General features: G+C 58.6%; 16 protein-coding genes. 8 read left to right on the forward strand and 8 right to left on the reverse strand.

Annotated elements, in window-relative coordinates:
* Positions 1 to 50: 50 nt before the first annotated feature.
* A complete protein-coding gene (locus ACRZ9U_RS14715; RefSeq protein ID WP_170398146.1) occupies positions 51 to 1,727 on the reverse strand; it encodes a cytochrome D1 domain-containing protein in 1,677 nt (558 codons plus the stop codon).
* Positions 1,728 to 1,969: 242 nt separating this feature from the next.
* Between ACRZ9U_RS14715 and ACRZ9U_RS14720 the strand changes: the two genes are divergently transcribed.
* The gene (locus ACRZ9U_RS14720) at positions 1,970 to 3,160 is read left to right on the forward strand and encodes an NnrS family protein (protein ID WP_170408098.1); all 1,191 of its coding nucleotides are present in this window, start codon (positions 1,970 to 1,972) and stop codon (positions 3,158 to 3,160) included.
* Between the two features lie 15 nt (positions 3,161 to 3,175).
* On the opposite strand, the gene ACRZ9U_RS14725 is transcribed toward ACRZ9U_RS14720, so the two are convergent.
* Positions 3,176 to 4,288 carry a Hint domain-containing protein gene (locus tag ACRZ9U_RS14725; RefSeq protein ID WP_480571899.1) on the reverse strand — a complete coding sequence of 371 codons (1,113 nt, stop codon included), beginning with the start codon at positions 4,286 to 4,288 and terminating at the stop codon, positions 3,176 to 3,178.
* A 272-nt stretch (positions 4,289 to 4,560) separates the two neighbouring features.
* Here ACRZ9U_RS14725 and ACRZ9U_RS14730 point away from each other — a divergent pair, with 272 nt between their 5' ends.
* The 6 genes from ACRZ9U_RS14730 to ACRZ9U_RS14755 are packed head-to-tail and all read left to right on the forward strand — an operon-like array spanning position 4,561 to position 9,979.
* Positions 4,561 to 5,010, forward strand: coding sequence for a c-type cytochrome (locus ACRZ9U_RS14730; protein WP_170398152.1), 450 nt, complete (start codon positions 4,561 to 4,563; stop codon positions 5,008 to 5,010).
* A 16-nt stretch (positions 5,011 to 5,026) separates the two neighbouring features.
* Entirely contained in the window at positions 5,027 to 6,394 is a 1,368-nt protein-coding gene (locus ACRZ9U_RS14735; RefSeq protein WP_170398155.1) for a cbb3-type cytochrome c oxidase subunit I, read from the forward strand.
* A 5-nt stretch (positions 6,395 to 6,399) separates the two neighbouring features.
* Positions 6,400 to 7,209 carry a CbbQ/NirQ/NorQ/GpvN family protein gene (locus tag ACRZ9U_RS14740; protein ID WP_170398158.1) on the forward strand — a complete coding sequence of 270 codons (810 nt, stop codon included), beginning with the start codon at positions 6,400 to 6,402 and terminating at the stop codon, positions 7,207 to 7,209.
* 9 nt (positions 7,210 to 7,218) lie between these two features.
* On the forward strand, positions 7,219 to 9,141 hold the full coding sequence (locus ACRZ9U_RS14745) for a nitric oxide reductase D protein (protein ID WP_170408100.1): 1,923 nt from the start codon (positions 7,219 to 7,221) through the stop codon (positions 9,139 to 9,141).
* Positions 9,138 to 9,686 (forward strand): cytochrome c oxidase subunit 3, encoded by a 549-nt coding sequence (locus ACRZ9U_RS14750; RefSeq protein ID WP_170408108.1) that lies wholly within the window; start codon positions 9,138 to 9,140, stop codon positions 9,684 to 9,686. Before ACRZ9U_RS14745 ends, ACRZ9U_RS14750 begins: the two co-directional genes overlap by 4 nt.
* 5 nt (positions 9,687 to 9,691) lie before the next feature.
* Positions 9,692 to 9,979 carry a cytochrome C oxidase subunit IV family protein gene (locus tag ACRZ9U_RS14755; RefSeq protein WP_170408110.1) on the forward strand — a complete coding sequence of 96 codons (288 nt, stop codon included), beginning with the start codon at positions 9,692 to 9,694 and terminating at the stop codon, positions 9,977 to 9,979.
* Between the two features lie 59 nt (positions 9,980 to 10,038).
* Here the strand turns inward: ACRZ9U_RS14755 and hemA are convergent, their stop codons facing one another.
* The gene (hemA, locus tag ACRZ9U_RS14760; RefSeq protein ID WP_170408112.1) at positions 10,039 to 11,262 is read right to left on the reverse strand and encodes a 5-aminolevulinate synthase; all 1,224 of its coding nucleotides are present in this window, start codon (positions 11,260 to 11,262) and stop codon (positions 10,039 to 10,041) included.
* Positions 11,263 to 11,447: 185 nt separating this feature from the next.
* Here hemA and ACRZ9U_RS14765 point away from each other — a divergent pair, with 185 nt between their 5' ends.
* Positions 11,448 to 12,149: a Crp/Fnr family transcriptional regulator gene (locus ACRZ9U_RS14765; protein WP_170398170.1), complete on the forward strand. Its 702-nt coding sequence runs from the start codon at positions 11,448 to 11,450 to the stop codon at positions 12,147 to 12,149.
* A 33-nt stretch (positions 12,150 to 12,182) separates the two neighbouring features.
* Here the strand turns inward: ACRZ9U_RS14765 and ACRZ9U_RS14770 are convergent, their stop codons facing one another.
* Genes ACRZ9U_RS14770 through napG form a run of 5 tightly spaced genes read right to left on the reverse strand, consistent with a single transcriptional unit; the run spans position 12,183 to position 15,346 of the window.
* Entirely contained in the window at positions 12,183 to 12,440 is a 258-nt protein-coding gene (locus ACRZ9U_RS14770; protein WP_170408114.1) for a hypothetical protein, read from the reverse strand.
* A 1-nt stretch (position 12,441) separates the two neighbouring features.
* Positions 12,442 to 13,146: a NapC/NirT family cytochrome c gene (locus ACRZ9U_RS14775; RefSeq protein WP_480902178.1), complete on the reverse strand. Its 705-nt coding sequence runs from the start codon at positions 13,144 to 13,146 to the stop codon at positions 12,442 to 12,444.
* A 26-nt stretch (positions 13,147 to 13,172) separates the two neighbouring features.
* Positions 13,173 to 13,607 carry a nitrate reductase cytochrome c-type subunit gene (locus tag ACRZ9U_RS14780; protein ID WP_170398181.1) on the reverse strand — a complete coding sequence of 145 codons (435 nt, stop codon included), beginning with the start codon at positions 13,605 to 13,607 and terminating at the stop codon, positions 13,173 to 13,175.
* 12 nt (positions 13,608 to 13,619) lie between these two features.
* On the reverse strand, positions 13,620 to 14,531 hold the full coding sequence (gene napH / locus ACRZ9U_RS14785; RefSeq protein WP_170408116.1) for a quinol dehydrogenase ferredoxin subunit NapH: 912 nt from the start codon (positions 14,529 to 14,531) through the stop codon (positions 13,620 to 13,622).
* The gene (gene napG, locus ACRZ9U_RS14790) at positions 14,528 to 15,346 is read right to left on the reverse strand and encodes a ferredoxin-type protein NapG (protein WP_170408118.1); all 819 of its coding nucleotides are present in this window, start codon (positions 15,344 to 15,346) and stop codon (positions 14,528 to 14,530) included. Before napG ends, napH begins: the two co-directional genes overlap by 4 nt.
* Between the last annotated feature and the right edge of the window lie 17 nt (positions 15,347 to 15,363).

Below are 15,363 nucleotides of genomic sequence, written 5' to 3' on the forward strand. Positions count from 1 at the left end.
GAAAGGGCGGGCGAGGGGCCCGCCCTTTCCGGTGCTGAGTACAAAACCCGTCAGGTGACGTGGTTCGAACGGTTGTAGACGTTGAACTTGCCGGTGGGTGCAAACAGTCCTTTCACGCGGCCGATCTCTTCCAGCGTCTTGGCGTCGAAGATCACGATCTCACCATTTGGCTCTTTCGAGGTCGAGCGGTTCCACTTGGACACCCAGACCTCGGATCCGTCTTGGTTGAACTCGAAGTGGACGGCGACGTTGCCTTCCTCTTCTGTGATCTGGATCGTTTTCACGATCTCACCGGTTGCCTTGTCGATGACCTGCACCGATTGCTGGATCTCAGGCTCGGGGTGCTTGGTCTGGTCGGCCCAGATGTAGTCCGAGTTCGGATGGGTCCGGATGAACAGACCGGGTCCGTCGGTTTCCACCTCGTAGCAGACCTTCCAGGCATCGTCCGGGCGGCCTTCGGGGTCGTTGCCCCAAACGGTAACCGTGCCTTCGCCCAAGTGGGTCGTACCGGCAACAGGACCGCAATTCGGGTCATCCCAGTTGGCGCCCGGGCCGGGGTGCGGCAGCGGCGCGGTATCGATCATAGCTTCCAGCTTGTGAGTCTCGGTATCGACCACGACCATCTTGTTCGACGCGTTAGCGGCGATCTGGAAATAACGGCCGGTCGGATCAAAGAACCCGTCATGCAGGAACTTTGCGCTGTCGATCTTGTCGATCCGCAGGTTGTCCAGATCGGAGTAGTCCACCTGCCAAAGCTGACCGAGCTCCTTGACGGCCACGATCCATGTGGGCTCGTTCGGGGTGGTGTAGATGGCGGCCACGCGGGCCTCTTCCACATAATCCCCGTCCACGTTGTAACCCCGGGTCGAGACAACCTTTTTCGGCTCCATGGTTTCGGCGTCGACGATGGCGAAATGAGGGGGCCAGTAGGCGCCACCGATGACGTATTTACCGTCACCCGATACCGCCACGTCGCGCGCGTCATAACCAATGGTAACCTCGGCAACCAGCATGTTCTCGGGGTTCTGCCACAGGTCGATCTTGGTCATCTTCCCGTCGCGGCCCATGGTGTACCAGAAGCGGCCCGGATTTTCGGGTTCTTCCAGTTTATGGTGCTCGGACGCTTTCAGGACGTGCACGGCGTAACCGGTCGGGATATGCGCCAGCACCTCTTTGGTGTCGCCGTCGATCACGGCCACTTTGCCCACGTCACGTTCGATGACGACAAAGAAGTTTTCCCAGTTGCGGCCATGCAGCGGCTCGGTCGGGTAATCTTCGGGTTCGACATAGACCTTGCGGGTCGCCATCATCTGTTCAAGCGACATTTCCGGCGGTTGGGGCGGCTCCATCTGGATGTAGGTCGCCATATCGCGGATTTCTTCTTCGGACATCACGTCCGAGAAGTTGTTCATCCCGCCTTCGGTGCCCCATGCGATGATTTTTTCCAGTCGCTCCTGCCCCAGTTTCAGGGTGCCAGACTCGGTTACGGTACCATCGTCATTCTTCGTTTCAACCAGAGGCTCAAGGCTTTTGCCGGTTGCCCCTTTGCGCAACACACCGTGACAACCGGCGCAGCGCTCAAAGTAAAGTTGTTTTGATGATTCAAAGGCTTCCTTGCTCAGGGTTGGCTCTTCGGCAAAGACTGGCGCAGCGACGCTGCCCAGCAACATTGCCAAACCGACCCCTAAGGCGCGGCCAGTTCTGTTGTAGCTGATTCCAAGTGACATGATCACTCTCCATTTGCTGGTGAGGCAGGTCCTAGGGTGAAACATCACGCGTTTGTCATCCTTGACGAAAGTCAACGGAACGCGCGCAAATTGGAAATTGACGGGCTATAATGAGCCATAAAACAAAGGGAAAACCTGAGTTTCAGGGACATGTTTTTCGGATGCTTGATTTCGGTTAAGTCCATCACTGGTCGGCCTTGCTAAACCTGTTCCAACAGCCATTGAGGCCGAGGAGAACAGGCATGTCGGCAGTGATCGCGCGCGTATTGGGCGAGGGGTTTCGCATCTTTTTCCTGTCCGCCGGACTTTTTGGTCTGTTCGCGGGAGGCGCGTGGGGTTTTTGGTTGATGACGCAGACCGGGTTGGTCGGATACGAAGACCCAACCTATTCCATGAGTCCCCCAATGTGGCACGCGCATGAGATGATCTTTGGCTATGCCACAGCAGCTCTGGGCGGGTTCTTTCTGACGGCTGTTCCCAACTGGACCGGGACCCCAGAGGCGCGCGCCCGGTTCATCATGCTGGCTGCAGGTCTCTGGTTGGCCGGGCGGGTAGCGATGTGGTTCTCCGGTGCGCTGCCGCCTGTTCTGGTCGCTGTGTTCGATCTGGTCTTTGTTCCAATTCTGGCGGCAAAGATTGCTACTCAGCTGATCCGACGCCCCAAACCGCAGAACATGGTATTCCTTTTGCTGCTCAGTGCGATCTGGATTGCCAACTTGTTAACCCATTTAGAGTGGATCGGTGTGACCAGCGATACGCTGGACATCGGATTGCGGACGGGGTTGCTGACGCTCTGTAGCCTAATCGCGATACTTGGTGGGCGCATTACGCCAGCTTTCACCCGAAATGCGATGAAACGCGCGGGAGAGCCCGAATCCAACTGGCCTATTTCGGTAGGAGCGTTTGATAAAGCCGCCATGGGGCTTGCACTGTCACTGCCGCTGAGCGTGCTCGTCTTTGGAATCGGACCTGTATCAGGCGCTATCGCGCTGATGCTTGGCGTTGCTCAGATCCTGCGCATGGCACGTTGGCGCGCACGCTGGGCACTGCGGCAGCCGATCCTGATCGCGTTGCATCTGGGGCTGGGCATGCTGGCGCTGGGCCTGATCCTGTGGGGGCTGGCAGTGCTGGGGTTCGGCAGCGAGATCGGGGCGCTGCATATTTTGGGCATTGGTTGCGTCGGCGGCATGACCCTTGCCGTGATGAGTCGGGCCGCCCTCGGCCATAGTGGCCGTGCCCTCGTGGCCTCGCCACCCATGGCGATCGCTTACGGTTTGATGGCGGCAGCCGCAGTTTTGCGCTGGGTCGGGTCGGCGTTTGACCAGGGATATCTGGTTGCGATGCTGGCCTCAGATGGGCTGTGGATCTGCGCCATCGTCTTGTATCTGGTTGCGATGTGGCCCGCGTTGACCGGGCCACGTCTAGCGGCCTGAGCAACGGTTCTTAGATTAAGAAGGTCGGAGCAACGCCCTGTCATTTTTAATATGCCGTTGCAGCAAAGTATGGATTTGTCTTCCGCGTTTTGGAATCTGGCGGGCTGCGATTGGTTGATGGTCTGGCAAAGCTAACTCTGGGAAGAGCGCAACAATTTCGGCCAGCGCCTCGGGCTGTATTCCTTTCAAGGCTTGCTTGCCTGTGAATAGGCTTTCTGACGGCGCGCCTTCCGCAAGCACGATCTCATGCCGGTCGAACAGAATATGGAAATACACCACGCCCTGAGCTGTCTCGTCGACGGTTATGCCATGTATGCCGACCAGCTTATGGGCTGGGACCAGAACCTCCTCGCTGTCGAACATGCGAACGGCGATACTCGAACGGATCAACATGCGATGCTGCGGCGAGACCAACAGATCACGTCGCGGCAGGTTGCTTCCCAGGCTGCCCGCTGTGATTCGGATCGGGCGCAGCTTGGGATTGAGCGCAAATTCAGACCTATCCAGAGCGCGCGCGCCGATCCAGCGAATTGGTTGTGGTCCATGATCCAAGGTGACAACCTTGTCACCAGCGGAAAGCGTTTCTATCGCGACATCACCATCAGGTGTCGCGATAAGCGTTCCGGCGGAGAAACAAGGAACATCAACGATGGAACCGGGGTCAGTCGTGTCCGGTGCGTTGCTCGGTGTAACGTTGACGACGCTCATCGAATACGTCACCCCGGGATCTAGGGGCTCAGAGGTTATGTAGCCAGCGTTGGTTCCTTCAACCTCGACAAGGTACACAGTGATTGTCCCACCGCCGGGATTCGTCAGAATGTAGGATTCTTCCAGATAGATGTCGCCGCTCAGAAACGTTGTCGAACCATCAAGGTTTGTTACCGTTCCGATCTGTGTATCGTCGTCGCCATTTTCGTTGTTGAATCTGTCGCCGTTGAAAACATCCCCGGTATCGGGAACTGGCGGGCCAAACCCATTTCGAATGAAACCACCGGCCTCGTCCTCAACATTGAATACCCTTCGGTCCGTCGCGGGGTCATAGCTTGCGTCCAGGGTGATCGTATCAGGCCCAATTGTATTCACCGTAATGACGCCGGGTGCGTATCCGATGTATGAGTAGTTCGCCATTCTTTAACCACCACGCTTCAGGTGCCATCTACGCACCTCTATTCACCAATATATCGAGAACGCTCGCTTCAACTGTTCGAACGTCCGGAAACATGCTGTTCTAAGTACTATTTTTCAAGGCAATCTGAGGGCATTTTAGTGATACTGACGCAATTATGACCACAGGTGTCCAATTCCGCGCTTACTTTGGCATGCTTGACTTTCGTTAAGGCAGCCCTGCGACCCACCCGCCATTGTCATCAGACTAGCTAATCTGCGCAAAGGAGAGCGCAATGCGAGAAGTCATGACAAAGAGCATGGCTCGCAACATATTCTATGGCGGGTCACTGTTCTTCATCCTCATCTTCCTGGCCCTGTCGGCCCACTCGCACTGGTACATCGTCAACTCCGAGAATTCGGCGAAGCTTGATGACAGTGTGGTTCGGGGCAAACATGTCTGGGAAAAACATGCCTGCATCAACTGTCACACGATCCTGGGCGAGGGCGCCTACTACGCGCCGGAAGTCGGGAATGTGATGACCCGCTGGGGTGTGCTGGACGACCCGGAATCGGCCTTTGAAGCGCTCAAGGGCTGGATGGAGGCGCAGCCGACCGGCATTCCCGGTCGTCGGCAGATGCCCAATTTCAACCTCAGCGACGAAGAGATCCGCGATCTGACCAACTTCTTGATCTGGACGGACAACATCGATGCGCAGGGCTGGCCGCCCAACGAGGCAGGCTGAGAAAGGGAACGGAGCAATGAAATACGAATCCCAAAAAATCGCCTACGCCTACTTCGCAGTAGCGATGGCCCTGTTCGCGGTACAGGTAATCGGCGGCCTGCTGGCCGGTTTCATCTATGTATTCCCGAACTTCCTGAGTGAGCTTCTGCCGTTCAATATCGTACGGATGCTGCACACCAACTCTCTGATCGTCTGGCTGCTGCTGGGCTTCTTCGGTGCGGCCTACTTCCTGATCCCCGAAGAGACCGAGCGCGAGATCCATTCGACCAAGCTGGCCTATCTGCAGTTGATTATTCTTGTGGTTGGTACGCTGGGCGTGGTCGTGACCTATGTCTTCAACCTGTTCGAAGGCAACTGGCTGCTGGGCAAAGAGGGGCGCGAGTTCCTTGAACAACCCAAATGGGTCAAGGCGGGCATCGTCGTGGCCGCGCTGATGTTCCTTTACAACGTGTCACTGACCGTTCTGAAGGGCAAGAAGACGGCGATTTCGAGCATCCTTGTTCTGGGCCTCTGGGGTCTGGCGCTTCTGTTCCTGTTTGCTTTCTACAACCCGGGCAACCTGTCGCTCGACAAGCAATACTGGTGGTATGTCGTCCACCTATGGGTCGAAGGCGTATGGGAGCTGATCATGGCCTCGATCCTGGCCTACCTGATGCTGAAGCTTACGGGCGTTGACCGTGAGGTGGTCGAGAAATGGCTCTATGTCATCGTCGCCGCCGCGCTGTTCTCGGGCATCCTTGGGACAGGTCACCACTACTATTGGATCGGTACACCCGGCTATTGGCAGTGGATCGGTTCGATCTTCTCAAGCCTCGAGGTGATCCCGTTCTTCGCGATGATGGCCTTTGCCTTCGTCATGGTCTGGAAGGGCCGTCGTGACCACCCTAACAAGGCTGCTCTGCTGTGGTCACTGGGCTGTGCAACGCTTGCCTTCTTCGGTGCCGGTGTCTGGGGCTTCCTGCACACGCTGCACGGGGTGAACTACTATACCCATGGCACGCAGATTACCGCAGCCCACGGTCACCTGGCTTTCTACGGTGCTTATGTCTGCCTCAACCTGGCGATCTTCAGCTATGCGATGCCGATCCTGAAGAACCGTGATCCCTACAATCAGGTTCTGAACATGGGCTCGTTCTGGCTTATGACCAGCGGCATGGTCTTCATGACCTTCGTCCTGACCTTCGGTGGTACCGTGCAGACTCACATGCAACGTGTGGTCGGTGACTACTTCATGGACGTGCAGGACCAGATCGCGATCTTCTACTGGATGCGTCTTGGCTCTGGTGTGGTCGTGGTCCTTGGTGCGCTGCTGTTCATCTACTCGATCTGGGTGCCCCGGAAAGAGGTGATTGAACCCGGTGCCTCTGAAACCCCGGCGGAGTAATGGATATGGATGGCTCCATGAAACTGAATGAGGGGGCGGCGAACGCCCCCTTCTACCTCGCCCAAAGCGATGAATGCGATGTGTTCACCGCCGCCTACAACAACGACCTGCCGGTTTTGCTGAAAGGTCCAACAGGTTGCGGTAAGACCCGCTTTGTGGCCCATATGGCCGCCAAGCTTGGCCGCCCGCTTTACACCGTGGCCTGCCACGATGACCTCGCCGCCGCCGACCTGATCGGTCGCTACCTTTTGAAGGGCGGCGAAACCGTCTGGGTTGATGGCCCTCTGACTCGTGCGGTGCGAGAAGGCGCGATCTGCTACCTTGATGAGGTGGTCGAAGCCCGCAAGGACGTCACCGTTGTGCTGCACCCGCTGACCGATGACCGGCGCATCCTGCCGATCGACCGCACCGGTGAAGAGCTTGAGGCCGCGCCCGGCTTCATGCTGGTGGCCTCGTACAACCCCGGATACCAGAATATCCTGAAAACCCTGAAACCCTCGACCAGGCAGCGGTTCATCTCGCTGGAATTCGACTTTCCTTCGCCCGAGATGGAGGCCGAAGTCGTCGCGCAAGAAAGCGGTCTGCCGCTTGAACGCTGTAAACCGCTGGTACGCCTTGCAGGTAAGTTGCGCGGGCTTAAGGGTCAGGACCTTGAGGAAGGCGTGTCCACCCGGCTGGTCGTTTATGCCGCGACGCTGATCGCACAGGGCATGTCCACCGACCGCGCCATCCTCGCCGCAATGATCGAACCTCTGACTGATGATGAGGATATCAAACGCGGGCTCCTCGATCTTGTCACGGCTGTCTTTGGGTGAGGCCGGCCGATGGTCAGGATCGATTTTGAGCCATGGGAACCCGAAGAAACGATCGGGAAACTGTGGCACACCCTTGCCAGTCGCCTTGATGCACCTGAAGTGCATGATGGAGCCGCGGTCGACCTCTCAGAGGTCGCAGGGCGGCTGGCAGTCCTCTTTCGAGGACTTGGGGGTAGTCCGGGCGTAGAATTGCGCCCGGTCTCGCCCGAGATTTCGCGCCACCGTCTGGGGTGGCGTCGTCGTCTGGCAACCGAGGCCGAGATGATGCCGCGTGCGTCGTTCGATGGCGAAGTTCTGCGTTTGCCGGATCGGCTGGCGGTGTTTCCCGCGCGTGAAGCCAACGGTGCGCTTTATGTCTGGCTGGCCGCCGCCGCTGCACATGCCGGAACTCGTATCGACGAAGACGACCCGTTGCGCGCCGACCTGCATGCGCTTGTTGCCGCCCGACAGATGGTCGAGGCGGCGTTGCACAACGCCCCCGGCCTGCGCCCGCTATATGCGGAACTGTGTAAGGGCGTGCTGTATCAACGCGACATTTCCGGGCTGCCACCCGTCGAGGCAGCGGTTGAAGAATTGGTCCGCCACATGCTGGGTGACCCCGCGCCTTTGTCGCCAAAGGCTGAACATCTTCTAGCGTTGGATGACGACCTCACTGCCCCGCGCGGCTATCAGCATTTCCGGCCTGTCCCGCTGTGGCCCGAGTTGCGCCCGGTCGGGTTCTCCGAACATAACGAAGTGGAGAACCCCGAAACCGAAGGACCACCTGAGGAATCCGGCGAAAAAACTCACCGTGCCCGCCGCCGCAAATCGGATCAGGCCAACCGCAGCGACAGTTTCATCCTGCACAAGTTCGAAGCGATCCTCAGTTGGGCCGAGTTCCTGAACATCAACCGGCGCATCGACGATGACGATCCTGATAACGCCAAGAAAGCCGCCGATGATCAGGAAGAGATTGGCTTGGGTCAGATCTCGAAGGCGCCGCCGACCAAACTGAAACTTCATCTGGACCTCGCTCCGGAGGACGTGAACCGCGAACGCCTGTCGGGACGGGTTTTGTATCCCGAATGGGACGTGCGCATCGGCCAATACTTGCCCGATCATGTCAACGTTCTGACCTCGGATGCCGAGATTCGCGAAGATGCCGCCGAGTTCGGCAAAGACCCCGCCACTGCCCGCCGCATCCGCGCCGTGAAACGCCAGTTCGAGGCGCTGCGCCCGGGCCGCGTGATGACACGCGGTCATCTGGATGGTGACCAATTGGATATCGAGGCAGCCGTTCGGGCGCAGGTAGACCGTTGTGCCAATGGCGAAGGCACCGAACGCATTTGGATGCAATCGCGCCCCGAGGCGCGCGATCTGGCGGTGTCTATCCTGCTGGATGTCAGCCGCTCGACCGAAAGCGCCGTCACAGGCCGCGCCGTGATCGACATTGAACGCGAGGCTCTTGCGGCACTCGCCTGGGGTTTGAACGCCTGCGGCGACGATTTCGCCATCCACGCCTTCAGCTCGCTGAAACGCCAGCGGGTTTACGTGCAGCGCTGTAAACGCTTCGATGAGCCGATGGGTGGTTTGGTGGAACAGCGCATAGCCTCGCTGCGCCCCGGCCACTATACCCGCCTCGGCGCCGCAATCCGCCATTGTTCCGCCGATCTGGCCTGCCAATCGCGCAAACGCCGGTTGCTGTTGATCATCACTGACGGCAAACCCAACGACCTGGACCATTACGAGGGTCGCCACGGTATCGAAGACACCTGCATGGCCGTGCGCGAGGCGCGTCGGGCAGGGCAATCGGTCTTTGGCGTTACCATCGACAAAACCGGCAAAAGCTGGTTCCCGCGCATGTTCGGTCAAGGCGGCTTCGCCGTCATCCCCGACCCGCACCGGCTGTTCATGGCCCTGCCTCAGATCTACCGCCAACTGGTTGGAGCATGAGTGACGCCTCATTGATCGATGAGCTTCCGGGCGAGCTGCTGATGTGGGTTCTGATCATCTCGGAATTGCTGGTTTTCGGTGCGGGCCTGATTGCCTTTATGGGCGTGCGCCTGACCGACCCGACAGGATTTGCCGAGGCTCAATCGCACCTTTACCGGACAGGGGCGGCGCTCAACACGGTGGTGCTGGTCACCTCGGGCTATCTGGCGGCGCAGGCGCTGCAGTGGCGAAAAATCGCGCGCCGGGGCGTGGCTCGAATGGCCTTGATCACTGCCGCCGTGCTGGGTGTCGTGTTCCTGATCATCAAAGGTGCGGAATACGCGGGCAAAGCCGCACAGGGGATCACCTATGAGACCCACCCATTTTTCCTGTTCTATTATCTGCTGACCGGGTTTCACGCCGCACATGTGTTGGCAGGGGTCGGTATCCTGCTGCTGGTCGCCTGGCGTGACGATCCACGCAACATTGAGGCAGGTGCGCAGTTCTGGCACATGGTCGATCTGGTCTGGATCATGCTTTTCCCCGTGATCTACCTGCTGGGATAATTCCGATGCCTGCAGCACCATCTTTTCCCAAATACTGGCGAAGGGCGCTCCATAATTCGCTCACACGTGCATGGCTGACCCTTTTGGTGCTCAGCGTCGCATCAGCACTGCTGACTGTGCTGCCCATCCCGCCATCCGTTCTGGCGGGGTGTATTCTGGTTCTCGCACTGGCGAAATGTCGCGTTATCCTGGCTTGTTATCTTGATCTCGTAAACAGCCCGGCCTGGCTGCGAGGTTTCACCATGGTGCTGACGGGCTTTGCCATCATTGTCTTCGCCCTCTACCTGATCTGACTCAAAAAACGCCGCCTCCGGGGAGACGGCGAAGTATTACGCTAGGGGGCGCTTCTTGGTTACTGGGCTGCCATCGGCATGCGCGCAATCTGACAGCGTTGCCAGAGGGTGGACAGCGCGCCAACCAGATGCTCGATATCCTCATCCGTATGTACCGGAGACGGCGTGATCCGCAGACGCTCGGTCCCTTTAGGTACGGTGGGATAATTGATCGGCTGAATGTAGATGCCGAACTCTTCCAGCAGCGTGTCCGAGATAAACTTGCACTTCACCGGATCGCCAACCATCACCGGGATGATGTGGCTGGGGTTAGGAATATGAGGAATACCTTCCGCATCCAAACGGGCCCGAACCTGCGCTACACGGGCTTTCTGCAGGTCGCGTTCAGCATTCGATTGTTTCAGATGCCGGATCGAGGCCGCGGCCCCGGCCGCGATCGATGGTGGCAGGGCGGTGGTAAAAATAAACCCGCTGGCGAAGCTGCGCACGAAATCGCACAGCGCAGCCGATGCAGCGATATACCCGCCTACCACACCGAACGCTTTACCAAGCGTCCCTTCGATCACCGTCAGGCGATCCATGAGGCCTTCTCGTTCAGCGATACCACCGCCGCGTGGCCCATAGAGGCCAACGGCATGAACCTCATCCAGATAGGTCATCGCGCCGTATTTGTCGGCGAGATCGCAAATCTCTTTGATGGGGGCGATGTCACCATCCATCGAATAGACCGACTCGAACGCGATCATCTTCGGCGCATCGGAATCAGCTGCGGCCAGTTTCGCTTCAAGGTCATCCAGATCGTTGTGTTTCCAGATCACCTTCTGCGCCCGCGAGTGGCGGATGCCTTCGATCATCGAGGCATGGTTCAGTGCATCAGAGAATACGATCAGGCCGGGGATTTTCGCGGCGAGAGTGCCAAGGGCTGCCCAATTCGAAACATACCCGGAAGTAAACAGAAGCGCGGCTTCCTTTCCATGCAGATCGGCCAGTTCGGCCTCAAGCAGCACGTGGTCGTGAGTGGTGCCTGATATGTTTCGCGTGCCCCCGGCCCCCGCGCCACAGCGATCCAATGCGTCATGCATTGCATCGATAACAGATGGGTGCTGACCCATGCCAAGATAGTCATTCGAACACCAGATCCGCACATTTCGCTGGACAGATCCATCCGTCTGACGTGCGTTCGGGAAAGAACCACAGCGACGTTGCAAGTCTATGAAAACACGATAGTTCCCTTCATCCCGAAGGTCACTGAGGCTTTGATTGAAATAACGCTCGTAGTCCATGTTACGTGCTCCCCGGAATACTGGCTTTGAGCCGAGAATAGGGCAGCGAACCAAGCCGCAACATGACAATAGTCAAGTTTAGACAACATAAAACTATGGTGCACAACTGCCGGCTCTGGCATAGCGTGGAACAGGGATGGACAGACCGCGCCCATGCGCCGGCAGGAAATAACAGGGGTATTCTCTTGTCTCACGAAGCACAAAAAGCGATCGCACGTCAGTCGCTGCTGCTGCGCAGTTTACCGGAACAGCATGTGGAAACACTGCTGAGCCACGCGATCTGGCGTCAGTATGACCGTGGTGAGACAATATTCCTGCAGGAGGAAAAAGCGCAGGCCATCCACGTCGTGCTTGAGGGTTGGGTCAAGCTGTTCCGCATGACCCCCACCGGGGCCGAAGCCGTCGTGAGCGTCTTCAAACGTGGTGACAGCTTTGGTGAGGCCGTAGCTCTGCGTAACGTTCCCTATCCTGTTTCCGCCGAGGCCGTATCGGCCTGTGATGTCATGCATATCCCCAGTCCGATCCTGATCTCATTGATGAGAGAGGACCCTGAGATCGGTATTTCTATTCTGGCCGCGACCTTTACCCATCTTCACTCGTTGGTGGCGCAGCTAGAGCAACTCAAGGCTCAGACCGGAGCGCAACGCGTGGCCGAGTTTTTGTTGAATCTCTGCGACAGCGACAAAGGCGGATGCGAGGTTTTGCTGCCCTACGACAAGATGCTCATCGCAGGCCGTCTGGGGATGAAGCCGGAAAGCCTGAGCCGGGCGTTTTCGCGGCTCAAGGCGGTGGGTGTGAAGATCAACCGCAACCACGCCGAAATCTCGGATATCGCGCTTTTGCGGGACTATGCGGAAAGCGATCCGGCGGAAAACTGGGGGCGGTGACCCCGGAATTGCCGCCGGGCCCGACCAACCACTTCAGACGGTTGCGCCCTTGCGGCGAATGGCGGTGCCCAGACTTCCGGCGCAGAGACCAACGATAATTGCGATCAGCAGCGCTATCGTTCCAACGTGGGAAATCTGCCAACCGGCAAAGAGCAGAGGCGCGATCAGGCCAACCAATCCACCCATCAGTGCGCCCAACCAGTATTGGCGCGTCATCATTCCCAGTGCCAGACCCAGAATGCCGGGCAGACCCAGTACGTTACCGCCGATGGTTCCAAGTATCTCTAACATCTCAGTCCCCACCTTGTTCCGAGCTTTTGTTCAGGAACGCGCGGATGTCGTCCCCTGATGCTGCAGCGTGTTCCTGCAGAACCTCACCATCTACCTCTTTCGCAATCTTCTCATACGTTTCCAAATAATTGGGTGGGAGACTGTGTGCGATGCCCTGGTGGCAATCGATGCAGGTCATGCCGGTGTCGATTGCGCGCTGGTGTTCGCTGGCTGCGCGGGTTTCCTGAAGGGTGAAGTCCATATAGTCAAAGTTGTGGCAGTTGCGGCATTCGCGGCTGTCGGATTCCTTCATCTTCTTCCATACGACCGACGCCATGGAAAGACGATGGTCCTCATACTTCTCTTTCGTGCTGATGGTGCCTGCCAGTTCGTGGTAGACGTCCTTCACGGCCATGATCTTGGCCTTGATCTTGTGGTTCCACTCGTCCGGGACGTGGCAATCGGAACAGATGGCCCGCACGCCGGAATCGTTATTGTAATGGACCGTTTCCCGATATTCGCCCAGATTGGTTTCCATCGTGTGGCAGGATACGCAGAACTCTTCCGTGTTGGTCAATTCCAGTGCCCAGTGGAACCCACCCCAGAACAGGATGCCTGCCAGAAACCCGGCCAGTAGTGTAAAGCCGACACTGAGGACGGCGATCGGGCTCCAGAACCAGGTCCAGAGGCGCCGGATGAGTCCTTGTTTTTCTTGGGAGTCGGACATGTCGCGCTCTCCTTTTCGACCTGTGTTCAGTTTCCGGAGGAAGGTTCAAAAGTGTTATCGACCAGAGGCAGCGCATCGGCCTGTGGTACGTGGCACTGATTGCAGAAATACCGTGTGCCGGCGATCTGATCCAACTCTCGCCCTTCGCGGTCCAGATAGTGAGTCATCGACAACGTCGGAGCGTTGCGTTCACCAGCCTTGGTCCAGTCATGGCAGGAGAGGCACTGATTGGTACGCAGGTCGATCTGGTACTGTTCGATCGAATGTGGGATCAGCGGCGGCTGCTGGCGATAATTGCGCTGCATACGGCCTTCGACTGTCCGATGCACCTGATCCAGGACGGCGGGTTCATCGACTTCGGCACCGCGTAGGCTGTTAACTCCGGCAGACTGCGCGAGGGCCAGGCCACCGAGGAGCAGCGGCGGGATCAGGGCAAGGCCCACTAGGATCGGCTTTTTCATCTTCTCACTCCTTCAAAAAGGTCTTGAGGCGCGCGGCTGGGGCGCGGCGGTTGATTCCGGCGGCGCGACGGTCAGGGCGTCGAACCGATGGGTGAATTTGAAAACGTCTTCAGCGCAGACATCGATGCAGCGACCGCAATTGGTGCAGTCGGGCGACAGGATCAGCGGGTTGTCTTTGCCTTTCAGCGCCGGAGAGATCACATGGTTTTCTGGGCAAACCGCGTAGCAGTCCATGCAATCGTCACAGGCGTTGCGATTGGCGGCGCTGACCCGCAGCATCGCCTTGCTGCCCACCAGTCCGTAGAATGCGCCTACGGGGCAGACATGGCCGCACCATCCATGGCGCGAGACAAGCAAGTCAAACAGGAAGATCGCGGCGACCATCGCCCAGACGAAGCCCATGCCAAAGATCAACCCGCGATGCAGCATGGTGATCGGGTTGACCAGTTCCCAAGCAATTGCGCCAGTCAGGCCAGAGACGATCAGCACAGTGGCCATGATCCACAGCCGCGTTCCGCGTTTGGGCTGCCAGCCTTTTTGCAGACCCAGCTTGCGGTGCAGCCAGTGCGCGCCGTCGGTTACAGGGTTGATCGGGCAGACCCACGAGCAATAGACGCGGCCTCCGACCAACGCGTAGGTCGCCAGAACGATGACGGCACCAATGGCGGCGGTCAGCTCGGGCCAGTGCCCTGCGATCAGACTTTGCAGCAAGACGAACGGATCGGTCAGGGGCAGTACGCCTAGGGTCAGCGACCCGGCCAGAGTGCCCTGCACGATCCAGATGCCGAACCACGGGCCCAACAGGAACAGTACCAGGAAGAACACTTGGCTGGCGCGGCGCAGCAGCAGGTATTTATGGGCACTCAGCCAACCTTTGGCGGCGATAGCTTCATGCCCCAGCGGCATGTTTGTGCGGACGGTCATTGAGTGACCTCCGGCAATTTGAATCTGGGCTCAAACCCGCCCGGTGCGACAAGGTTATCGGTGCCCGGTCCCGGCAGGCGATCAGGCAAATCGATGATACCTTCGACGACGGGCGCGCCTTTGGCTTCTTTCTCTTCCCAGCCCTTGCGGTAGTGATCGGCGCTGCTGCCCCGAGCCAATCGGGCGGGCAGCACCTTGATCGCCGCTTCGGGCAGAACGCAGCTTTTCTCGCAAACGCCGCAGCCGGTGCAATGATCGGCGTGAACGGTTGGAATGAAGATTGCATGACTGCCCGAGCGGGCGTTGTGTTCGGTCTCCAGCGTAATGGCCTCGTCGATGACGGGGCAGACGCGGTAACAGACATCGCAGCGCAGGCCGAAGAAGTTCAGGCAGTTTTCCTGATCGACCAGAACGGCGACACCCATCTTGGCGTCGTCGATATTGTCCAGGCCGGGGTCCAGCGCCCCGGTCGGGCAGGCAGCGACACAGGGGATGTCGTCGCACATTTCGCAGGGAACATCACGGGCGGTGAAATACGGCGTGCCGGTGGCCACCGCATCGACACCCAGCTCGGCCAGTTTCAGCGTGTCATAGGGACATTCCCGCACGCACAAACCGCAGCGAATGCAGGCTGATAGAAAGTCTTTTTCCGGCAAGGCACCGGGAGGTCGCAATGCTTCGGCCGGCAACGCCCGTGCGTCCCGCGCCAGCCAGGCCAGCAAGGACCCTGCTGCGACGCAGCCACCCGCTGCGCGCGCCGAGTCCTGCAGGAACCGGCGCCGCTGCGGCGAAAGGGGTGTGCCAACACGAGACATGGGGACGACCTTTGCCT

Source organism: Ruegeria sp. D7 (genome assembly GCF_056534355.1).